Raw genomic sequence first — 21,023 nt, forward strand, 5'->3', positions numbered from 1 at the left:
TGCCGAAGCGCCCCGGAGGTCTCCGGCAACGCGTTGTCGGCAAGCAGTAGGCCTGTGCCGGGGGGCAAGCACGAAGGCATGCGCGGGCGATCAACCTTTCGCCGCGATGATGCCTGACGACGCCGCTGGCCCTGACACGCGTCGGTGTCAGGCGGTGGCCTCTGCGAGATCGCGCTCGAACGCCGGCGAGGCTTCCGCCTTCGCTTGCGCCTCCAGCCAGGCGGCTTCGTCGAAGGTTTTATTCGCCATCGCACGCTCAATCGCCTGCGTCTCTCGGAACTCCCGCGCTTCTGCCGCTAGCGTCCACGTTACCTCCAGCGACATCTGCCCGATCTCCTGGCGGATGTCGTGGAGCGGCACACGGAAGAACTCCTTGCGGGGGTTCACCTTGTTCACCTGGTTGCGGACAAAACGCTGATGGATCGCCCGTTCGAGGGCTGGAGCATCCTGGCTAGAGATCATCGCATGCACGTCGAACTCGAACGGCACGCTCGCATCGCCCAGCTCACGGACTCGGTCCAGGGGCTCGAGCCGCCGCGTCATCCCGATCTTGTAGACGTGCTCTCCGAACGAACCGACGTTCGAGATGATGTAGACGTGCCCGGCCTTCGTCTGCTGCGCCATCGAGACGGCGCGCTGGTTTTTCTCCTCCGCCGCGCGGAGCCGCTCGGAGAGTTCGAGGAGCTTCTGCTCGTACTTGGCGCGCTCTTCGCCGTTCGCCTTCTCCACGTCACGACGTGCCTTTTCCATCGCCTTCCTAAGCGTTTCCTCCTCCTTCTCGGCCTCCTTCTTCGCCCTCTCAAACTCGCGCTGGGCTCGCTCTTCCTCCCGGATTCGCTCCTTGATCTGCCGCTGCTCCTCGCGCTCCTTCAGCTTTAGCTCCTGCGCGATCACGGCCCATCGGAGCTCCTCGAGCCGGGCGTCGAGGTACTCGGGCAGGATCCGCGCCTCGCGGAAGGCGCGCCCGTTCTGGTTCACCAGCATGAACGCATCTCGGATCTTTTGCTGCAAGGTCCCAAAGTTGTCGTGCCGAACATCGGCGAGAATCGTGTCGACCTTGCCATTGAACGCATCGAGCACGAAGGCGATGGCCGTCGTGCGCCGGTTCGCCTCCGCGTACTCGCACGTCGCCGCCGCGCCGTGACTGATCATGTCGCGGCACTTGCCGCGCGCCGCCTTGAGGCGCTGTCCTGCCTCGGCGAAACCGAACTCCTCGGCGAGCTCGTCCAGGAGACCCGCCGTCGGCATGACGTAGCGATCGCCGTAGCCCTCGATCACGTTCTTCATCGCCTGCGCGGTCTGCTCCAGGCGCTTCGCTTCCCGTTGTGCGGTAAGCGCAGCGCCGGCGATCTCCTCGGCGCGCCGGTTCGCGTTGTCAACGATACGCGCCGCGTCGGCAGAAGCCTGGCCCAGCGTCGCTTGAACCGAGGCGCGCGCCGCCGCCTGGGCGGCCTGCGCCTCTGCCGCGCCCTGCGCCTTCAGGGCGTCGGCCGCGGCGTGCGCCTGCGCGTGCGTCGCGCGCGCGTCGGCGAGGAGGTGCTCAGCCTCCCGTCGAGCGCCGCTGGCGAGCTCCGCCGCAGCGGCCTCCGCGTGCGCCCTGAGCTGCGCTGCCCACGTCTCGGTTTGCGCCTTCAACGCGTTGGCCGCGGCGAGCGCTTGGGCGTCCGTGGTGCGCGCGTCGGCGAGGAGGCGATCGGCCTCCCGTCGAGCGCCGCTGGCGAGCTCCGCCGCAGTGGCCTCCGCGTGCGCCCTGAGCTGCGCTGCCCACGTCTCGGTCTGCGCCTTCAACGCGTTGGCCGCGGCGAGCGCTTGGGCGTCCGTGGTGCGCGCGTCGGCGAGGAGGCGATCGGCCTCCCGTCGAGCGCCGCTGGCGAGCTCCGCCGCAGCGGCCTCTGCGTGCGCCCTGAGCTGCGCTGCCCACGTCTCGGTTTGCGCTCGTACTCCGGCGGCGGCGGCTTCGGCGTCGACGATCGTCTGATAGCGGCCCAGACGCTGAAGTTGCTCCTGCAGGCTCGCGACGTGCTGGCAAAGACCTCCGTTCGTATCGAGCGCCCGCTTGAGCTCGCTGCTTACCTGCTGGCGTGAGCTCTCCATTTGCCGGAGCGAGTCCTCCGTTTGCCGGAGCGAGCCCTCCGCTTGCCGGAGCGAGCCCTCCGCTTGCCGGAGCGAGACGCTGGTCTTGTGCTCCTTGAACGCGAAGAACGCCGCGATCGCGAGTGAAACCCTATACGTCAGGGAAGATGTCGCCTCCTCAGGCCGGCAGTCCGGCCCGAGGTGCTCGGGAGATCGTGACCAGGGCGAGGTTGGAGAACTCGCTTGAGACCGCCGTATTCGAAGTCTTTTCGAGAGAAGATGGTTCAGCGGATGGTCGGGCCCGGCGCCCTGACCGCCACGCAGCTGGCCAAGCAGATCGGCGTCACGCAGCCGACCCTGTCGAAGTGGCTGCGCGAGGCCCATCGTGCCGCGATGACCACCAAGACCAAGGCGCCGGAGCCACCGGTTCCCAGCGGCCAGCCGAAGACAGCCGAAGACAAGATGCGCCTGGTGCTCGCTGCCGAGCAGCTCGCGCCCGACGAGCGGGGCGCCTTCCTGCGACGCCAGGGCGTGCACGACAGCGAGCTGGAGGTCTGGCGCGCCGCCATGCTCCAGGCGCTCGGCGCTCGCCCTGCGCAGGGCGGCGGGCCCAGGCCCGCCGACCAGCGTCGCATCCGCGAGCTGGAAAAGGAGCTGGGCCGCAAGGACCGCGCCTTGGCCGAGACGGCGGCGCTGTTGGTGCTCGCAAAAAAAGCCGAATCGCTCTGGGGGGACGGGGAAGACGGCACCGACGACAGGAGCGAGAAGTGATCCTCGGCATGGTCAGCGACGCCGTCGCCCAAGGGGCGCCCGAGACCCAGGCCGCCGCGCTGCTCGGGCTCAGCGCTCGCACCCTGCAGCGCTGGCGCGAGCAAGACACCGGTGACGACCGGCGGCTGGGGCCCAAGAGCAGGCCGCGCAACCAGCTCAGCGACCACGAGCGCAAGGTCCTCCTCGCCACGGTCAATGCGCCCCGGTTCCGCGACTTGTCGCCCAGCCAGATCGTGCCGCGCCTGGCCGACGAGGGCCGCTACATCGGCTCTGAGTCGACCGTGTTGCGCATCCTGCGCCATGAGGGGCAACTGACGCACCGCGGCCGTGCCAAGGCACCGGTGCGCACCGAGGTGGAGGAGCACATCGCGACCGGCCCCAACCAGCTGTGGAGCTGGGACATCAGCTACCTCAAGACCACCGTCCGCGGCCGCTTCTACTTCCTGTACCTCATCGTCGACATCTACAGCCGGCGCATCATGGGCTGGGCGGTGCACGAAGAAGAGTCGGGCGAGCACGCGGCCGCGCTCTTCCGTGCCACCTGCGCCGCCAGTCAGCTCGACCCCAAGGGCCTGGTGTTCCGCTCCGACAACGGTGGCCCCATGCGCGGCTCGACCCTGCTCGCCACGCTGGACCAGCTCGGCGTGCGCGCTTCCTTCAGCCGTCCCGGCGTCAGCGCCGACAACGCCTTCTCCGAGGCGCTGTTCCGCACCGTGAAGTACCGGCCGGACTATCCCGCCCCCTTCGACTCGCTCGCGCAGGCGCGCGCCTGGGTCGGCGCCTTCGTGACCTGGTATAACGGCACCCATCGCCACAGCGCGCTGCGCTTCGTCACCCCCGACGACCGCCATCGCGGGCGTGACGCTGCCCTGCTCGCGGCCCGCGCGCGCGTCTACGAGCGAGCCCGGCGGCGCCACCCCGAGCGCTGGTCGGGCGAGACGCGCAACTGGACGCCGGTTGGCGCTGTCCGCCTGGGGCCGCGCAAACCCGACGAGCTCAGGGGACTTTCAAACAAGGAGGCGCTCACAGCGTGAGTGGAGGCCGATGCGACAACTACCTTGACGGTCACCGGAAACCACGAAAAGGACGATGAGAGCGAGCTCCACGATGCTCCTCCTGCGGACGGCAGTACGCCGCGCTTCCAGCGTACGCGACCGTCGTGTCGCGCATCCGGGCACGAATCTGATGGCGGCTCATCTTTGTCGATCGCGGGAGCATCCCTCAACACTCCTCACGACATCAGGGCCATGCCATGTGGCGCCAGCACGCACGACGCCCTACGCCGGCGCCAGCGTGAACCCCCCGCGGCCCGAGTCGGCCAGCATGGCGACGAAGGGCCGTCCTACCGCGACCGTGGCGGGCGCCGGCCGCCATCGTGCTGTCGGCGCCTGCGGCTCATCCGACGCGATGGCCATCACGTGTTGATGGCCCCGCGCGCCGGAGATGTCCATCGCTCTGTGGGGGCTACCCGCGCAGACCGGTGATGGCCATCGCCCTCCTCGACCTCGCCCGCGCAGACCGGTGATGGCCATCAGCCAGCGGGCACGCGACGCCATCAATCAGCCTGAGCGTCAAAAAGCGTGAGGCCAGTGACGCTGGCGTGCGGAGACGGCGCCCTGGCAAGTCGTGCGGGTCTGCGGCGATCGATGGCGCAGAGGCCGCGCCGCCGCGGCAACGCCGGCGAGCGGCGCCTACGCCCAGCGCGGCGTCGCCGAACGCTACCCGTAGTGCAGAGGAGGCTTCGAAGCGCCCACGCGGCCGGCGTGTCCCGCGCCGTCCACGGGCTGGCAGCGAGCCGCGGCAGGGCATCGGTGTTCTCGAGGGTCTGCGTCCAGGACTTCGGAGCGATCTCGAGACCCGATCGCGCGGCCAGTTCGGCAGCAGGCTCAGCACGTCGCGCGAGTAGGCCCAGGGGTCGAGCTGGTGCAAGGCGCGGGAGACGATCAGCGACACGACGGTGGCGTTCCACTCCGCCCCGTCGTCGCTGCCCACAAAATCCAGTCATTTCGACCGAGTGCGAAGACCCGATCACTCTGCCCATGTCGACCTGCGTCGCGAGGTGCACTATCGGTGGCATCCATAATGTGGCGAGCGGGTTCAGGTGGCCTACCGTGAGCACAGTCAAGGCGAACTCGTCGCCGTCTGCGCGCCCCGTGGGGGCATCTCGGTGCCTAGCTTCGCTGGTGGTCCACACCCCGAAGCCACCTATTCGACCCAGATTCCCAAGCGACTCGCGAGGACCCGCTTGCCCTGAGAGCTGACCATGATGTTCAAGTAGTGGAGTCCCCGATAGAGCGTGCTCTCCCAATGGACACACCTGAGGTCGCCGTTCCTCGTCTTCTCTTGTCGGTCCGAGTGATCGCCGTTGTTTTCAACCCTACCAGCCTCGGTACCATGGTTTTCTACACGAAAGTCGATAGCGATCGGGAGGCGGAGCTGGCATGGAATTTGGACGTCGAACATCAATTGCTTTCTTTTCGGCAGCATGCGGGCGGACGGCTGGTACGTCTGAGAGATAGATGCGTCCGAATGCACGTCAACGACACCTATGTTGACTCGAAGCTGCTCCCCGCTCAGACCCACCAAGGTCGGCGCTGCGCTCGCAAGCTTTGTAGTGGCAAGATAGGCCTCCCATTTTAGCAGGTACTTCCGATAATTGACAGGCATGCCATCTGCGCCGAGGTAGTTCGGCAGAACGTAGGGCTCCTCTCGCGTCTCACCGTTCTTAACGACGGTCTTCTTCTCCAGCAGGAGATCGGGCACATCCAGCAGACTCCGCAGCGAGTGCCCAATCATAATCTGGTTTCGCCCCGCGGCGTGCTGTAGCTTCGAGGCGACGTCCACGTGGAACGAGGTTGCCGTAACCTCTTCCATGCCCGGATAGCCATATGGGCCCCACAGCACCTTCTCTTTAGGACCGTAGTCCACACCGACGCGAATGCCGAGTTGATCGTTCGCCATCTCTGGCAACTGAGAATCCACAAGGTGGACGAAAAGCGCGCGCAATGTAGCTGCGCAGTTAAGGGCGTCGATGGCGCCATTCTCAACAGACTGCCCCCTGCTACCAAAGTACGCCATTACCGCATCGCCCATGATCCGATGCACGTGACCATCAAAAGACTTGATGATGTCGATGGCGGCACGGATCACTGCGTTCTTGATTCGAAACACCTTCTCTGGATCGTAGATCAGGCCTAGTCGTGTAGACCCCTCCATGTCCATGAACAGCGTCGTAATTGGCGAATATTCGGTCGTGCGGGGCGCCCTGAGATGCTCGAAGTCAGGGTGATCCCCGATGCTTGGCTCAACGGGGGAGCCCTTGCCGAACAGGGGGCGCAGTGCCTCTTGAATCTCATAATGACGCGCGAGCACACCGAAGCCATCTTTAGATTCGTCGAGAATCACTCCGGGCGCCGACCCGAAGCCATTTCTCGCACGCGCAGTCTTGAGGACCACGTGGCTATCGTTTTCGCCGTAGTAGCGGTCGTAAGCCTTGTTGACGGCCTTCAGGATAGTCATTCCTCACCCATGCCAGAGATGCGTCGAGTTAGCTCCGTCACTCACCTGGTGTATTCGGAGCGCATCGCGCGGGATGTGTTCAAAACATTTGTTGATCAAGCTTTGTGGCTCCGCATTCGATCTCAAGCTATCGCCATGTCGTCATGGGTTTGGGACCGGCTTCATGCTAATGCCGAATTGTGCCTTGCTTGTGTCGACCGCCGCCTTGGCGGAAGCTGATTTTGCGCTCGCCACTGCAAAAAGAAGTGCCACCACGAACGCGGCCAGAAGGGCGACGCGCAACGCGCGCATCGCTCGCTCAACGGATTCATACTTGGCCATCGCGATTTTGGCGAGAGCGTGGTTGTGAAAGGAGTAGTTTTTTGCAATGGATTCCGGCGTGAGTGCGAGTACTGAGCTCGCATAATATTCAGGTTGCATCTTGACGATGTCAGGAAACGAATGAAGCGATTGATTCGCGTTGCTCGTTCTAGGCAACAATGCTGCAACTGTGTGCCACAGCGTCATCGTTACAGAAACTAGGATGGTCCCTGCGGCAATCGCGCCCAGCACAAATGCGCCCCAGGCAGCTGTGTACGCGGTTGAAAGCATGCGTTCCGAAGTTGCGGATACCACGGCTCCTACGAGGGTCATGAATACCAGAATTGCCCCGGCCTTTGCGTCTGCAAACTTGATATATTCAGTGAGATAGGCGTTGGTTTTGCTGGAAAAATCCGCCACGCGTATGTTGTTTTCACTCATAGTTTCTCTGACAGTTCAAGCGCCCTGTGGGAAGATACCTTAGCCGACGGCTACCCCGCCTTGTCGAGGTGACCAGCGCAGGCGTGTGCGGGCTCCACGCCAGACGAAGGCGCGAGCGAGCCCTCGACGATCTTTCGCGCGGGCGTGCCGCGATAGCGCTCGCGTGCCTCATCGCCCCGTCAGATACCGCTATGGCCACCACCCTCTGCGAGGCCAGCGGAGATCCCATCCCGCCTCAGGAGGGGTATGCCTTCCGTTGCCACTACCTCCCGTGCCTCCGGCAGGGAAGGTGCCCGGTCGGCTACGCTCCCGGCGAGCGACTCCTGGGTCGTTCCGTTGCGGCTGTGCGTAGGTGCCCGGAAACCCTGCCTGCCACGAGGGATGCCTGCAGCGAGGCATCACGCCTCCCCGGTGTCGCCCAGCCGCCATCATGCCCCGGTCCGCCAGGTCAGGGTGGACAGTCCGCAGTCATAGTAGGCGAGTTCCATCACGAGGCCGGAGGCAACGGGCATCCGCGGGTGGGCCGGAGAGGAACCTCGGGGGGCATATGCCGGTGGGGAATCTCGGGCGGCAGCCGCTGCGGAGTTTTCACGGGGATCGCGGGTCGGGGCGGCACGATGCCAGGGCGTTGCGGCTGCATCTGCCTACCTCTTGTCCTTGGGCGGGTTCGGGTCGTTGCCGTAGCTGTTCTTCTCGCCGATCGTGCCGTCCTTCCGGTGGATGACGTGCTCGGAATGATTGTCCTGAGCGATTTCCTTACCGCGCTGCACAGCGGTCTCCTTCCGATGATGTCGGCTGACAACCTCACCACCGACCTGGTTGACCCAGCCCTCTCCCTGCGGATTAGGCGTCGTATGAACATTCTTCTTCGCCATATTGATGCCTCCGATTACGTCAACAGTCCGGCAGATCGAGGAGATTGCTACGCGTCGTGCTGTCGCGATCGGTCCGCAGGTACTTGCCCGGCGAACCGTTCTCCAGGCGGACTGCGGTCCGCCCGTCTCCCGGCCAGAGCACGTAGTACATGTGGACCTTGTTCTCGATGTCGGCGATAACGTCCGCCTTTGACCGGGGCAACCACAGCTCTCCTGCGTTGAAGAGTTTCGTAATTTCGCCATCTCTGCTCTTCCCGGTCGCAACGAACCTTCGCGCAGCTATCAAATTTCTCGTCGAAGTGGACGTGTTGCATCGGCGCGGGACGCCTCCAGAAGAGGCTCGTCGCACCCTTTCTTGTCGGTGTCCCGTCATCTCACAGGACCAATCGAGTCGGCGTACCAGAGTCGGAAAGGAAATCGACGCTGGCGTCTCGATTCGCCCAGCGGGCTACGGCGCGGGGCAGATCGAGTAGTAGGCGCAGTTCGGGCACCGGCGCTCGTCGGCGGTCGCCGGGAAGTGGCCTGCCGCGATGTCGCGCATCGCCTCATCGTACGCGGCGAGCGCCTTGGAGCTCGCCGCTGCGCCCGTTGCAGAAATTTTCCCTCGCAGTGGATGCGCTGCATCGGCGCGGGACGCCTCCTCCAGAAGAGGCTCGTCGCCCCCTTCCTTGTCGGTGTCCCGTCGTCTCGCAGGACCAATCGAGCCGACGTGCCAGAGTCGGAAACGAAATCGTCGCTGGCGTCTCGATTCGCCCCGCGGGCTACGGCGCGGGGCAGATCGAGTAGCAGGCGCAGTTCGGGCACCGGCGCTCGTCGGCGGTCGCCGGGAAGTGGCCTGCCGCGATGTCGCGCATCGCCTCATCGTACGCGGCGAGCGCCTTAGCTCGCCACTGCGCCCGGCGCAGAAATTTCTCCTCACGGTGGACGTGTTGCATTGGCGCGGGACGCTTCCAGAAGAGGCTCGTCGCACCCTTCCTTGTCGATGTCCCGTCGTCTCGCAGGACCAATCGAGCCGGCGTGCCAGAGTCGGAAACGAAATCGACGCTGGCGTCTCAATTCGCCCAGCGGGCTACGGCGCGGGTAGGCGCAGTTCGGGCACCGGCGCTCGTCGGCGGTCACCGGGAAGTGGCCTGCCGCGATGTCGCGCATCGCCTCATCGTACGCGGCGAGCGCCTTGGAGCTCGCCGCTGCGCCTGTTGCGAAAATTTCTCCCCGTAGTGGATGCGCTGCATCGGCGCGGGACGCCTCTAGAAGAGGCTCGTCGCCCCCTTCCTTGTCGGTGTCCCGTCGTCTCGCAGGACCAATCGAGCCGACGTGCCAGAGTCGGAAACGAAATCGTCGCTGGCGTCTCGATTCGCCCCGCGGGCTACGGCGCGGGACAGATGAAGTAGTAGGCGCAGTTCGGGCACCGGCGCTCGTCGGCGGTCGCCGGGAAGTGGCCTGCCGCGATGTTGCGCATCGCGTCATCGTACGCGGCGAGCGCCTTGGTGCTCGCCGCTGCGCCCGTTGTCGCCTCGATCGACTCGCCGGTAGACAGGGAGACGATCCGAACCCGCCGGCGTGATGGTGGGCCACCGGCGCCTTCGCCCACCCGCAGCAGCGCATAGACCGGCTTCTCGCCCTCGCGTTTGCTCACGCGGCCGGTGCGGAAGCGCACAACCTCCTCCTCCCCACTCGCGAGTCGCCCAATGTGATCGGGGATGAACACGATCCGTCCATGTTGGAGCTCGACCTGCTGCGAACGCGGCGGAGCGGCGATCCCGCCGCTCAACACCGTTGCCAGCATCTGCGCGACCATTCGCTCTGCCTGCTCGCGGTAGAAGGCCGCGTGAACGTGCGCATCTAGACCGCGCTCCTGCCAGACTTCGGACAGACGCACCAGCGCGCTGGAGAGATCCGTTGGCGCGTCCGTCTCGCCTCGATGCCGCAGCCAGTGGAGCACATCGAACACGCTCTGGTGGAACCGCATGTATGCCGACTTCGTGCGCCCTTCGAGCAAGAGGACGTGACGGTAGAAGTACTCGCGCGGACATGCGATGTAGACTTCGAGGTCTTCGGCGCGGTGGACGATGCGTTCGCCGGCTGGAGGTGCCGGTGGGGCGGGCTGCTCCGCCGTGACTGCGGCGAGGGTCCATGTGGGCGCGCTCGATGCTGGTCGCGACAGATGGGGAGTGATGAGCCCCAGCAGTGACGAGGCGTTGCTCTTCACTTCGCCGTAGCGCTCCGCGCGAGAGAGGCACAAGGTATCTCGCGCACGAGATAGGCCGACGAAGAACAGGCATTCCTCCTCCTCGTCGTGTACGTCGACGATGCCGTGTTCCAACATCCCGTCTGGTGGTGGGCAGGCGGGTGACCTGCGTCGTGCGGGGAACTGTCCCTGTCCGAGGTATGGTAAGTACACCGCGCGGAATTCGAGGCCCTTGCTTGCGTGCACAGTTAAGAGCCGCACAGCATCGAGATGAGCGGCATCCTCGGGGATCTCGCGCAGCGCCTTCTCGTCGCCTAACGTCTCGAGCCGCCGCACGTGCTCAAGGAACGCGCGCTTGGGGTCCTCCGTTGGAAGCCGCTTCCTGCGCCTTGCCTCATAGGCGAACTGCAGCAACTGGTAAATCGCGAGCCCCCGCTGCTGCCCCGTAAGCGAGCCACCATCCAGCGCGGATGCGAGATACCGGCTCCGCACGAACAGGTACTCGGAGAGCAGGCTCCATGGCGTAGTGCCAAAGTGGATGCCGTCGAGGTGGCTCGCCACGAGCGTCAGCTTCCTTCGTCCTTCCTCCGAAAGCCCGACGGCCTGAGCCGCGAGCCGTAGCGCCTCCGGAAACCGGCACTTCTCGTTGCGCGCGAACGCGAGGAGCGCCTGGACGTCGCTCGGTGTGACATCGTACTCGGGGAACCGGCCGACGCGGTGAAGCGCGGCGCCCGAGGGCTCGCATGCGAGCGCGATGACGCAGAGCAGGTCGCGAACCTCCGGCCGCTCGAAGACATTGCCCAGATAAAAGACCGGCACGCCAGCCGTCTCGAGGCGGGCGGCAACGCGTGCGAGTTGCGTGTGCGACCGACACAATACGGCCTGGTCGCGGTACCGGACCCCCGATGCATGCTGGTGTTGGATCTCCGCGGCTATCCCCACGCACTCCGCGTCGAGGTTCGTCGCGATCTCCATGCGAACCGCGCCGCGCGCATCCTCGCGCTTGCAATGCCACGTGCTGAACGCCGCATGCTTGCGAGAAGTACGCATGCGGGGGGCCAGTTCGGATATGGCGGCGACGACGGCCGGCTGCGAGCGGTAGTTTATCTCAAGCGCGAGCGTTGTCGCACCTGGGAGATCGCGCGCGAAGAGCGCCATGTTTGCGGGGGCCGCCCCGCGGAAGCGGTAGATCGCCTGACGGGAGTCGCCGACGACCCAAAGTCCGCGGCCGTCATGGGCAAGCTCGCGCAGTAGGAGGCTGCTAGCGCGGTTAATGTCCTGGTACTCGTCGACGAGCACGTGCTCGTACCGGGCGCGCACGTCGCGCGCGACGTGGGTATGTTCCCGCAGGAGGTCGATGCTCCGGCCAATCAGATCGCCATAGTCCACAGCACCTCGACTCCTGAGATGCTCCTCATAGACCGCGTAGACGTGTGCCACCTCCATCGCCTTCGCCGCCTGTACATGTTCTTCGTCGGTCGTAGCTCGCGCATCCATCCCGCGGGCGAGCTCACCATACGCTTGAGGCCCGACGTGCTCGTCCTTGGCCCGCGAGATCGCACTGAGGATGTCTCGCAGCTGGATCGTCGGTTCGTAGAGGTTCTGGTAATAATCGAGTTTCAGCTCCGGGAGGGCCCCCTCGAGCAGCGCGAGGGCGTCGGTCGGATCCAGCACCGCAAAGTGTGGTGATAGGCCAACGTGCTGCCCATACTTGCGTAGCAGCTCAAGGCCGAAGGCGTGGAACGTCCCCATCCAGATGTCCGGGGCCACCGCCGGCGCGGTTCGCGCGACGCGCTGGCGCATTTCCTCCGCGGCACGGTTCGAGAAAGTCAGGGCAAGGATCGAGGTAGCGGCGCAGCCCGACGCGAGGAGGTGCTCGATGCGCGCGGTGAGAGTGCGGGTTTTCCCGGTGCCGGGACCGGCGTCGACCAACAGCGGTCCACGCTCTGCACAGGCGGCGCGCTTTTGACTTGGGTCCAGGTTGGGGCGCGCCTCGGTCTCCTCCTGTGTCGTTGGACCTAAGCCCTCCGGAATCAGCAATGCCCTCGCCAGGTGATGAAGCACCAGCCCCTCGGGCAGGCCCATTCGCCGCGCGATCACGCGGGCGTCCTCGCCCCCCTTGAACCATCGCCGAAGGAACGGCGCCGGGAGCAGAAACTCACCCGCGAAGACGTTCGCGCGTCGCTCGCGCCGCTCGCGCGGCCCGTAGCCCTCGACGCGATGCACGCCGACGGCCGGAGCGCTCGCACCAGCATCTGCGGCAAGATCGCTCGCATCGCACGCGCCCTGGCGGTCATCGAGCCAAAGGTGCGCGAACTCGTGGGCCTGGTAATAGAGTGCGAGGCCAGGGTCGATGTCGTTGCGGAACCAGATCGCCCCAGTCTCGGTATCGAGCGCGGCATCTCCGCCGTCGAGAAGCGGATCCGAGCTTGGGACGCCGAAGCACGGGACGTCCATCAGCGCGGAGGCCGCGGCGATGAGGGCCGCCGCCGATGGGTTGCCCTCCGCCGCGGTGAGCGCCTTGGCGTGCCACTCGCGAGCCCGTCGGCGGATCTCCCCCCAGCCTCCAGTCACGGCAACGGCTTCCCGCCGGGCGACAACGAGAGCCAGCGGGCGCGGTGTTCGTCGGTGAGAGCCAGGTCTGAGCGGACTGCGCCGAAGAAGTCCTCCCGGTCAGCAATGGCTGGCTTCCCCGCCGCCCGATGGAATGCACCCGCCGCGAACGTTGGCGGCTGCGCGAAGTAAAGCGCGACCGCGTCCGCCGAGCGCGCGAGAGTCACCGCGATGGCTTGGATCAACTCGCGCGGGATCGACGCGTGGTCGAGTAGTCGTCGATTCAGCTTTGCGAGCAGCGTGACGCTCACGCCGAGCTTGGCCGCGAGGTCGGCTGTCGAGATGCCCCGCGCTTTCGCCTCGGCGAGTAGACTTTCGATCGGTGCCCGGGTGACGGCCGCCAAGTCCTTCTCCTGCTCGCCGCGGAGCACGCCTGCGACAACCGTCATACCTCGTTGTACGAACGTCGCGGTGTCGATCGGAGCTGCGCTCGGGTTGGCGGGGAGCCTCGCCGCGAGCCTCCAGCTCGTGACAAAGTCACGGATGGCCTCGGCGTGCTCTGGAAAACGCCGACCCCACTCCCGAGCCGAGTCCAGGTCGGGTTCCTCCACAGCCACGAGATACGTGTCGAGCACGTCCTCGAGCGCCGGTCGCTCATTGGCCTTGCTCATGACTTTCCTCTCCGCCACCGAGCGAGATCCGCCTCGGCCTGGTCCAGCCAGTTCCTGATGGTGCGCGGCGACACCCCGAAGAATCGACTGATGGTCGCCGTCTCAGGGTCGTCGCTCTCGATCGGCATATCGCGCATCGCATGAAGAGCGAACGCCATGCGATGGTCGTCATTCCCGATCGCTTGTAGCCCGTTCTGCGCATCCTTGAAAAAGTGCACGGCATCCTCGGGCCACTGACGTGGGTCGAACGACGCGTTCCGTGAATTCGCCCACTCAGGCTCGGCGTCGTGCTCCGTCTCGGCGTCGTGCTCCGCGCGCCGATGCCGCTCGATCGTGAGGACGCACTGCCTGAACGCAGACGTACCAAGGCGCTTAAGCGCGAGGCCGAAGCGGACCTGGTAGAAATCGCCACGGTCGTCGTCGAGCGCGAAGATGCGCGCCGAGAGCTGCTCGAGCACCGTGCGAATCGCCTCGTCGCGCACGTCCTGCGGCAACGAGCCCAGGGTGCTGAGGAGCACTCCCCTGCAGCGCTCAACGAGCACGTTCGACAGCTTCGTCGCGACCGACCAGTCCCGCACGCGCCGTCGTTCGCGGATCAGGTACACCAGCGTCTCATCGCTTAGGCCGTCGGTCGAAGCGAGCAACTCGTCGGACTCAAGGCCCAGCACGGTCTCGATCTCGCGCTGGACCGCTGGGGAGCGCTGGTACAGCCGTCCCTCGGCGTTGCACCGGGTGAGCGGCCGCACGGCAGGGGCGTCCCCCACATCTGGTTGCTGAAGTTTCGTCAAGGCGGGAAGCCCTCCTAGAGCGGTTCGCGATTGGCTTTGGTACAGACCGCGCCCCTCGGGCGGGGCGTGGCGGATCCCGAGCGCGACGCTTGCGAGGCGTGCGAATCCGCGGCGCACGCCTCCGAGGCGTGCCCCTGCGCTGCGGTCTGGGACGAGGGGGTCGGTCGAGGTAGCCCGCATGGCGGAACCAGCCTTCGGCGTCCTTCGGCGTCACCTGGTGGAGGGCCCTGTCCATCGCGTCGAGCACGCCCACCACGGTCCGCTGCCCAGCGGTGCGGAGGGTCTGCTTGATCTTGCTGCCGCACTCTTCCACCGGCGAGAAATCAGGCGAGTAAGGCGGCAGCGGGTGGTAGTCGGCACCCGTCGCCTCGATGGCCGCGCGGACCTCGGGGTATAGATGTGGCTTGAGTCGATCCACGAGCACGATGTCGCCAGGCCGCAGCACCGGAGCCAGATATTCCTGGGCGTACGTCTCAAATCGAGGACGATTCATGGCGCCTTCGAAGACCACCGGCGCCACCACCCCCTGCAGCCCCAGCCCGAGCACCAGCGTGAGGTTCGGGTCCGCGTTCGCCGGCGCCTTGCCGTAGGCCCGCTGCCCGCTGGGGGCGTAGCCATAGAGCCGGGTCATGCCCAGGTTGGCACCGAACTCGTCGACGAAGATCAAGCGGCGCGCATCTGCGGTCCCCGCCCAATCTTGAAAACTCGCGCGGGCCTGTTGAACGTCCGGGCGGTCTTGCTCGCTGGCACCCAACGTCCTTTTTTTCGGGTGATCCCCATCCGGTGCAGTGTGCGGCTCATCGTCGAGACGCTGACGTGCACATGGTGACGCTGCTCCATCTGCTCGATCAGTTCTGCCAACGTCCGGTCGTTCTTCTCTTCCAGCAGCGCGATCAGTGCCCGCTCGTCTGTGTCGTCGAGCTTCCGTGGCATGCCGCCGCCGTGCGGGCTCGGCGCGAGGTCGCCCGTGGCGCGCAGCTGCGTGAGATAGTTCTGCACCGTGTTCGGGGCGACCTCGAACCGCTCGGCCAGCTCCCGGATACTTCCTTCACGGTTCTGGTAGGCGTCGATGATCCGCTGCCGCAGGTCGATGCTGTACGGGCCCATGCGGTAGGCAACAGCATCAGCGATGCCACCGTCCCGCCCGACCGTGCTCAGCTTGTACCAAGCTCAACCGCAAATCGCTCTAGTTCGTCCGCACTCCCGGCTGATAATCGGGGGAGCGCGAGCGAGTCGGAAGCAAAATCGACGGAGGCCGCAGAAGATCTATCCAGAAATTCCCAGGCGTTACCCGCCAGCCGCGTGCCCACACCCCAGAACGAGTCGGCCGCCTGTGGGAGCGTGCGCGCCGTTCCCTGAGCCGCCGGTAGCCCTAGGTGCTCGAAAACCCGTCGCGCCCTCGTTCTAGCGCGGCGCGTCAGACTCCGCTAGAGCGCCCGGTGCAGGCCGAGCCGCTCGTTGTCCTGAGCTGGAACGGCGAGCTTGGGTCCTGCGAGGCCGACGGCGAGCCCATCATTGCGAGCCAGACGATATGCGTCGTCTTCGACACTTCGGCGAAGGTCGCGCTGTCCCCGATCCCGCTACTCCTTCAGGGGGAAATGAGAACGGGCAAGGGGGCCGTCGCATGGGCGATCCACGAGCAGGGGCCGTGGCGCCCGCAGCAGATGGTGTGCGTCAACAGCGGAGCCTTCCCGCAGAAGCTCATCCGGAACAGGCTCCTCCGGCAGGTTCCCCTAGCCGACCCGCTGACCCACGTCGCCCAGCAGGATCGGGGGGTCGTCCTTCCAACGGCGGGGTCGCGGCACGCGCCCTACGGGAACCTCTCTGGTTGGGAGCCGACACCGGCGAGCGTTTCGCCCAAACCCGTGCCCAGCGCTCAGCCGACCCCATGGGCGCCGACCTCGCAGCGCGCTAGTCGGGGCCCGGCGAGCCCGTCCAGGTGCCGGCGTGAGGAGCGCGCTCGCCTCCGAATCGCACCGGGTCGAAGCAGAGCGCGCCAGGGCCGCCACGCGCCCGCGCACGCGCCGCCCAGGGCTCTTGGGCTCGCGGTCGGGGCTCGAGTTCCCCCGAGAGCGCCGCTGCGCCCTCCGCGCTCTCAAGCGCACGCCCGGCGCACCCCGCACCCGCTCGACGCAGCGCCCGCCACTGCCTCGACCCCGTGCTCCGTGCCGCGTTCCGCGCCCGACGCGAGCGCTCCGTCGCGAACTCGCACCAGTTCCGACCGCTCCGTCGACCCCAGGGATGCAGAACTCGCAGCGCGGATAGGCGCTTTCCCGCCCTGCGCGGGAGAACTTGGGGAACCAATGCGCGATGCCGAACCGTCCCTTTGATCGCAATTGGGGGAGCACGTAACCACCGCCGATTGCGCCTCCTCGGACGGGATGGCCCCAGCGCGGACCCAACCTGCGAGCCCCGGGATCGGAGAGCTCGCGCCGAACGACCCGTCGCCTCGGGCCGGCGTCGTCGCCTCGCTTGCCAGCACCCTGAGCCACGCCGTTACGCACCACACCGCCCCCCTCCCTTGTCGGCGGTTCGGCCCGGTCGTCAGTAGGGTACAGCTATACGTTAGGATGCCTTCGTTGATGCTCCTTGCGGCCCCACTCTCCCGGCGAAGTCCTCCATGGTTACCCGAAGCCCCATGATGTCGCGCAGTGCACCGAGGGCCCTTGTGCGTCGCTTGTAGAGCGTAGAGAGAGGTAGCCCCGCGTCTTCTGCCACCTGGGCCATCGGGATCCCATCCAGATCGTGTGCCACGAGAACAAATCGCAGCTGCGGATCGAGTTCTTTCACCGCGTTGATGGTGCCCGATCTGATGCTGTCGTACTCCATCGCAACCGCGGCATCCGGTGCTGGATCGGCTACATCGATAAGATCGACGAGCTCCTCCCTGCGGTGCTGCATACGCTCGCGATAGTGCGAGACAACATGTACGGTGATCGCGTTCAACCAGCGTTCAGGCCTGCCCCGCTTCGGATCGAACCTGGGCCAGCTCTCCCAGGCGTTGAGCCAGATTTGGCCTGCGACGTCGGCACGATGGCACAGTGGGACCCCCAGCCTCCGCAGCCAGCGCAGCACGGCGCGGACCACGGCCGGGCAAAACAGGCGCGCGTGCGCGGCGGCTCGCTCGTCTTCATTCGACGGACGATCCATGGTTTTACCCTCCCCCTCGGGCAAACGCCCGTAATCTGATGATGCTGCGTGTCCGCACTCGTGCGGCACCGGTTCGCGCTCTTCCCCGTCCACTACCAAAGGAAGACGTTAGCCGTAGCTGCTCAGAGTTCCCGTAGCGCCAGCATGCTCGCCAGCAGGCTCCTGATGGCGTGTAGCTGCGAAGCGCGGCGGCGCTCATCCATGGCTCCCTACGCCCGGAAGTGTCGTGTTCAGCGGAGAGCGCGCTGCGTCCTCCCAGTCGGACGCGTTGGCGGAGCTCGTCCCCGCTTCGTCACGCTGTAGCGGGAAGCTCGTCAGCGTGGCGGCGCGCTGGGCGAGCTCCGCCCCCGCGGCGGTGCGGACAGGGAGCGGCGACCGAAGCCGCGGCAGCGGAGGCGGCGGAAGCTTCGCCCGCGGACTCCTGGCCGCAAGCTCGGGAGACGGCACCACGGGCGGAGGAACGTCGAGCGCGCGGGGCGGTATCGTCGGCGGGGCCGGTGGCGCCGAGCTCGGCTCCGACGACGCCCCGGGAAGCGCCGAGCTCTCAGGCTTGGTGCTGGGCGCACCGATCTGCATGACCACCGTCGTCTCCGCGTCCGTTCGGTGGTCGTCGTGCAGCCGCCACAGGCGCTCCCAGTACCGCGCCGGCGCGCCGGTGAAGGACTCCAGCTGCCGGGCAAGGCCGGGCGTCATGGGGAGGTCGCTCCTCAGCAACCGCTCCACCTCCCTTGGTTCCAACCCCGTGCTGTCGCCCAGCTTTCTCCTCCACGAAGGCGTCGTCGCACAGAACGACTCCAGGACCCTCCCCGGCCGCGGAACGGGGCGCGCTCGGGCGTCTGTCAGCTCTGCAAGCACCGCGTCGACATGACAGTCCAGAAGGCGCCGATATCGGTCCCGCTCCCCCGCGGCCTGCTCCTTCGCATCGGTGAGGGCTGCCTCCTCGTCATCATGCGCGTGCTCGCGCGCCTCGCGAAGCCCGCGCTCGCGTCCCAGCGCTTCGCGCGCGGTGACCGCGAAGCCGATCGCGACGCACGCGATCATCGCGAGCCCGAGCGGCGACACCAGCCACATCGCCCCCAACATGTCTTCCATGAACTTTCGCCTCCTGGACGTGAGCGTTGTTGTCCGAAACAAGGCGGATCTCGGCGTTGCGCTGCGCGAAGGCAGCACCGCTATCCCGCCTGCCTAGCTGTTGATGGATAGCCGACGATTCAGCGAAGCTGCCTGAGCAGCTCTTCGCGCTCTGCGGCGAGCCGCCCTCGCGGGAACTGCCGCGCGTGGGCATCGAGCAGCCGCCGAGCCTCGACGTCGGCCATGACGTCGTTGGCCTCGATGGCCCTCCGCGCCTGGTTGACCAGGCTCCTCTCGACCTCGCCGGCGGTCGGTCGAACGGCACTCGCCGGAGGCGCGGCCCGGTGACTTCTCGTCTTCGCGTTCGAGGGAGCGGGCGTGCCGGTCGCCATCGCTTCGCCGCGCGCGCTTCCGTGTTCCGTCGACGACGAGATTTCGTGCGCGGTCGCCGCGGCGGGCGCCGCTGCGTCGGGGGCCCAATCTCCGCTGGCGGGCCCCGCGGCGCGCTGGGCGCCATCTCGCGCGGGGGGCGCCACGGCGTCCTGCTCCGCGGGCGCGGTAGCAGGGGCGCGGAGCGCCGCCGCCCTCATCCACGGTTCCAGGTCGGGCAAGGGCGGCACGGCGGAGACGAGCGCGCCGGTCATCACGACGAGCGCGGCCTGAACGACGATCCTCATGCCCAGCCGGCGCAGCGAGGCCAGCCACGACGCACGACGGCCGAAGCCCAGTGCAAGCGGCACGCAGATGCTCCCGTCCCTTCCCTGAGAGCGCTCCTGCGCCTGCCACCGTCCCCCATGCACCTCGAGCTCCTTGTGCGCCCGCCGGTGTCGCGTCTTCACCGTGTCCAGCGGGAGCCCCTGCTCGGCGGCGATCTCGGCGAGCGGGACCTCCTCGAGGTCGTGCTTGATCACGAGATCCCGGTACTTGGGCTCGAGTTGGTCGATCAGCTGCCGGGTGAGCTTTTCCCGCTGCCGTCTGCGGAGCAGCTCTTCCGGCGTGGGGAGCTCATCTCGGATCTCGCGCTCATCGAACGACGTGAGCACCTCGCCGCGGCAGCGCGCGTCCCGGACGTGATTGCGCGCCTGGTTGACGGCGATCGTGACGCGGTACGGCCCCGGGTCGCCGCCCGGCTCGATCCGTTGGTCGGCGTCGAGCCCCCGCAGCAGCGCTTCCTGGGCGATATCCTCGGCGTTTCGCGCCGGTACACCGTGGCGCCTGGCCAGGCGCCGGAAGAGCTCGAAGCCGGGGGAGACGGTCGCTGGCTTGGCCACGGTAAGCAGCACACGCGAGGCGGCCCAAAAGGTTCAGAGAAATGAGTCGAGGAGCAACTTCGGTCGGACAATGTGCCGCCATGTAGTTTCTTAGGCTACGCTTGGCCATGTCTGACGGATGGTTGAACGCATTCCCTCATCCGACCGCCAATTCCCACCGAAGCCGCCGAGACGTGGCGGTTTCTGCCGGTTGACGCCTAGCAGCCGGCGTCGGTACCGTCGCGGCATGCGTTGCATTGCGCATTCGCTCTCGCTTTTTCTTGCGCTCGGGGCCGCAACAGGCTTCCCGAACTCGGCCAGCGCGGACGATATCCATCCGAAGGCGGGACCGAGCGACCGAGCGACGGTGAAGGAGCATGTTCGCCGTGGTCAGAAAGCGCGCAAGGCCGGGCTGTGGACCGAGGCAACCGCTGAATACAAGGCAGCTTTGGAGGCCGCGGACGCGGCGACCAGCACCGAGGTGGAGCGCGCGGAGCTCGCCGGCGAGCTCGGCCTTTGCGAGCTCGCGCTGCACAAGTACCGCGACGCGGCCGAGCACCTGGCCAGGAGCCTAGAACAGCGCGAAGCGTTGCCAGAAGCGCTCCAGCAGCGATTCGAGGCAGGGCAGCGCAAGGCAGCGCCGCACGTTGCGCGGCTCGTTCTCGGCGTCGATCCGCCCGACGCCGAGGTGCTCGTCGACGGCAAGCGCATCGGCCGGACCGCGCGGACCTACATGCTGTTCTTCGAGCCAGGCCAACACATGGTGCGGGGCCGTGCACCGGGCTGTAAGGACGCGCTTCATTCCTTGCGCGCCGTGGCAGGCGCGGAGCACGAGTTCACGATGCCGTTGCTGTGTGCGGCGGCGAGCGGCACCAAGGAGGCGAGCAGCGCCAAGGGGACCGCGACCGCGACGCCGACTCCCGTGCGCGCTTTGCCCCCTCCGCGCGCGCAGGCCCCCAGTCCGTGGGCTTCCTGGCCGGGTACGCTGCGTGTCGTGGGAATCTCGCTCGCCACGGGCACCGTATCGGCAGGCGCCATCCTCATGATCAGCGCCAGCAAGCTCGATCAGGACATGAGCGCGCGGCGTGACCAGCTCGAGAGCAACCCGAGATCGAGCTCGTCCATGTGCTGGCAAGCGCCAGATCGCTCGCCATGCGGCGAGCTGCGGCGCCTGCGCGACGCGCGCAACCTGTCCGACCGGGTGGGCATGGCCCTGGTCATCACGGGCGGTGTGATCGGCGCGGCCACCGCCGCGTCCTTCTTCACGGACTTCTCCGTCCTGGGACGCACGCCAGCGCAGGATCAGGTCCAGATATCGCCCGTCGTGACCGGGCACGAGACGGGCGTGAGCATCGAGGGGGTGTGGTGACCAT

The 21,023-nt window shown here is 66.8% G+C and carries 18 protein-coding genes and 1 pseudogene; 5 read left to right on the plus strand and 14 right to left on the minus strand.

What is annotated here, in order from left to right:
- Positions 1 to 147: 147 nt before the first annotated feature.
- Positions 148 to 1,635 carry a DUF4041 domain-containing protein gene (locus WMF19_RS13290; protein ID WP_437899437.1) on the minus strand — a complete coding sequence of 496 codons (1,488 nt, stop codon included), beginning with the start codon at positions 1,633 to 1,635 and terminating at the stop codon, positions 148 to 150.
- Between the two features lie 108 nt (positions 1,636 to 1,743).
- Between WMF19_RS13290 and WMF19_RS13295 the strand changes: the two genes are divergently transcribed.
- The 3 genes from WMF19_RS13295 (at position 1,744) to WMF19_RS13305 (ending at position 3,878) form a co-directional block, all read left to right on the plus strand.
- Positions 1,744 to 2,085, plus strand: a complete 342-nt coding sequence (locus tag WMF19_RS13295) for a hypothetical protein (protein ID WP_437899438.1) — start codon at positions 1,744 to 1,746, stop codon at positions 2,083 to 2,085.
- A gap of 267 nt (positions 2,086 to 2,352) precedes the next feature.
- Complete coding sequence (locus WMF19_RS13300) at positions 2,353 to 2,844, plus strand: hypothetical protein (protein WP_437894350.1); 492 nt, start codon at positions 2,353 to 2,355, stop codon at positions 2,842 to 2,844.
- Entirely contained in the window at positions 2,841 to 3,878 is a 1,038-nt protein-coding gene (locus tag WMF19_RS13305) for an IS3 family transposase (protein WP_437894351.1), read from the plus strand. Before WMF19_RS13300 ends, WMF19_RS13305 begins: the two co-directional genes overlap by 4 nt.
- Before the next feature lie 1,171 nt (positions 3,879 to 5,049).
- Here the strand turns inward: WMF19_RS13305 and WMF19_RS13310 are convergent.
- The 10 genes and pseudogenes from WMF19_RS13310 to WMF19_RS13355 form a co-directional block, all read right to left on the minus strand.
- Positions 5,050 to 6,363, minus strand: coding sequence for a nucleotide-binding domain-containing protein (locus tag WMF19_RS13310; RefSeq protein ID WP_437899439.1), 1,314 nt, complete (start codon positions 6,361 to 6,363; stop codon positions 5,050 to 5,052).
- A gap of 141 nt (positions 6,364 to 6,504) precedes the next feature.
- The gene (locus tag WMF19_RS13315) at positions 6,505 to 7,104 is read right to left on the minus strand and encodes a Pycsar system effector family protein (RefSeq protein WP_437899440.1); all 600 of its coding nucleotides are present in this window, start codon (positions 7,102 to 7,104) and stop codon (positions 6,505 to 6,507) included.
- Between the two features lie 644 nt (positions 7,105 to 7,748).
- Positions 7,749 to 7,979, minus strand: coding sequence for a DUF2188 domain-containing protein (locus WMF19_RS13320; RefSeq protein WP_437795472.1), 231 nt, complete (start codon positions 7,977 to 7,979; stop codon positions 7,749 to 7,751).
- A 19-nt stretch (positions 7,980 to 7,998) separates the two neighbouring features.
- On the minus strand, positions 7,999 to 8,352 hold the full coding sequence (locus WMF19_RS13325) for a DUF3892 domain-containing protein (protein WP_437899441.1): 354 nt from the start codon (positions 8,350 to 8,352) through the stop codon (positions 7,999 to 8,001).
- 388 nt (positions 8,353 to 8,740) lie between these two features.
- A complete protein-coding gene (locus tag WMF19_RS13330) occupies positions 8,741 to 8,914 on the minus strand; it encodes a hypothetical protein (RefSeq protein WP_437899443.1) in 174 nt (57 codons plus the stop codon).
- 431 nt (positions 8,915 to 9,345) lie between these two features.
- A complete protein-coding gene (locus tag WMF19_RS13335; protein WP_437899444.1) occupies positions 9,346 to 12,741 on the minus strand; it encodes a UvrD-helicase domain-containing protein in 3,396 nt (1,131 codons plus the stop codon).
- Positions 12,738 to 13,391, minus strand: a complete 654-nt coding sequence (locus WMF19_RS13340) for a hypothetical protein (protein ID WP_437899445.1) — start codon at positions 13,389 to 13,391, stop codon at positions 12,738 to 12,740. The genes WMF19_RS13335 and WMF19_RS13340 overlap by 4 nt, the downstream gene beginning before the upstream one ends.
- Positions 13,388 to 14,179, minus strand: coding sequence for a hypothetical protein (locus tag WMF19_RS13345; RefSeq protein WP_437901804.1), 792 nt, complete (start codon positions 14,177 to 14,179; stop codon positions 13,388 to 13,390). Before WMF19_RS13345 ends, WMF19_RS13340 begins: the two co-directional genes overlap by 4 nt.
- A 331-nt stretch (positions 14,180 to 14,510) precedes the next feature.
- Positions 14,511 to 14,810: pseudogene (locus tag WMF19_RS13350) on the minus strand (transposase); the annotation flags it as partial.
- A 32-nt stretch (positions 14,811 to 14,842) separates the two neighbouring features.
- Entirely contained in the window at positions 14,843 to 15,286 is a 444-nt protein-coding gene (locus WMF19_RS13355) for a helix-turn-helix domain-containing protein (RefSeq protein WP_437895630.1), read from the minus strand.
- Between the two features lie 332 nt (positions 15,287 to 15,618).
- Here WMF19_RS13355 and WMF19_RS13360 point away from each other — a divergent pair, with 332 nt between their 5' ends.
- A complete protein-coding gene (locus WMF19_RS13360) occupies positions 15,619 to 16,509 on the plus strand; it encodes a sigma 54-interacting transcriptional regulator (protein ID WP_437899446.1) in 891 nt (296 codons plus the stop codon).
- 235 nt (positions 16,510 to 16,744) lie between these two features.
- Here WMF19_RS13360 and WMF19_RS13365 read toward each other — a convergent pair whose 3' ends face one another.
- From WMF19_RS13365 to WMF19_RS13375, 3 genes are all read right to left on the minus strand, one after another.
- Positions 16,745 to 17,329 (minus strand): sigma-70 family RNA polymerase sigma factor, encoded by a 585-nt coding sequence (locus tag WMF19_RS13365; RefSeq protein WP_437899447.1) that lies wholly within the window; start codon positions 17,327 to 17,329, stop codon positions 16,745 to 16,747.
- A 195-nt stretch (positions 17,330 to 17,524) separates the two neighbouring features.
- Positions 17,525 to 18,421, minus strand: a complete 897-nt coding sequence (locus WMF19_RS13370) for a helix-turn-helix transcriptional regulator (protein WP_437899448.1) — start codon at positions 18,419 to 18,421, stop codon at positions 17,525 to 17,527.
- A gap of 119 nt (positions 18,422 to 18,540) precedes the next feature.
- The gene (locus WMF19_RS13375; RefSeq protein ID WP_437899449.1) at positions 18,541 to 19,671 is read right to left on the minus strand and encodes an RNA polymerase sigma factor; all 1,131 of its coding nucleotides are present in this window, start codon (positions 19,669 to 19,671) and stop codon (positions 18,541 to 18,543) included.
- A 346-nt stretch (positions 19,672 to 20,017) separates the two neighbouring features.
- On the opposite strand from WMF19_RS13375, the gene WMF19_RS13380 reads away from it, so the two are divergent.
- Positions 20,018 to 21,019, plus strand: a complete 1,002-nt coding sequence (locus tag WMF19_RS13380) for a hypothetical protein (RefSeq protein ID WP_437899450.1) — start codon at positions 20,018 to 20,020, stop codon at positions 21,017 to 21,019.
- Positions 21,020 to 21,023: the final 4 nt, after the last annotated feature.

Origin of the sequence: Sorangium sp. So ce124, from assembly GCF_051525235.1 — a bacterium.
In the GTDB taxonomy this organism is placed as follows: domain Bacteria; phylum Myxococcota_A; class Polyangia; order Polyangiales; family Polyangiaceae; genus Sorangium; species Sorangium atrum.

Bases quoted from the DNA above. Each gene is read 5' to 3' on its own strand.
- WMF19_RS13300 (WP_437894350.1), top strand. From the start codon at position 2,353: ATGGTTCAGCGGATGGTCGGGCCCGGCGCCCTGACCGCCACGCAGCTG.
- WMF19_RS13310 (WP_437899439.1), bottom strand. From the start codon at position 6,363: ATGACTATCCTGAAGGCCGTCAACAAGGCTTACGACCGCTACTACGGC.
- WMF19_RS13315 (WP_437899440.1), bottom strand. From the start codon at position 7,104: ATGAGTGAAAACAACATACGCGTGGCGGATTTTTCCAGCAAAACCAAC.
- WMF19_RS13320 (WP_437795472.1), bottom strand. From the start codon at position 7,979: ATGGCGAAGAAGAATGTTCATACGACGCCTAATCCGCAGGGAGAGGGC.
- WMF19_RS13325 (WP_437899441.1), bottom strand. From the start codon at position 8,352: ATGACGGGACACCGACAAGAAAGGGTGCGACGAGCCTCTTCTGGAGGC.
- WMF19_RS13330 (WP_437899443.1), bottom strand. From the start codon at position 8,914: ATGCAACACGTCCACCGTGAGGAGAAATTTCTGCGCCGGGCGCAGTGG.
- WMF19_RS13340 (WP_437899445.1), bottom strand. From the start codon at position 13,391: ATGAGCAAGGCCAATGAGCGACCGGCGCTCGAGGACGTGCTCGACACG.
- WMF19_RS13355 (WP_437895630.1), bottom strand. From the start codon at position 15,286: ATGGGCCCGTACAGCATCGACCTGCGGCAGCGGATCATCGACGCCTAC.
- WMF19_RS13365 (WP_437899447.1), bottom strand. From the start codon at position 17,329: ATGGATCGTCCGTCGAATGAAGACGAGCGAGCCGCCGCGCACGCGCGC.
- WMF19_RS13370 (WP_437899448.1), bottom strand. From the start codon at position 18,421: ATGGAAGACATGTTGGGGGCGATGTGGCTGGTGTCGCCGCTCGGGCTC.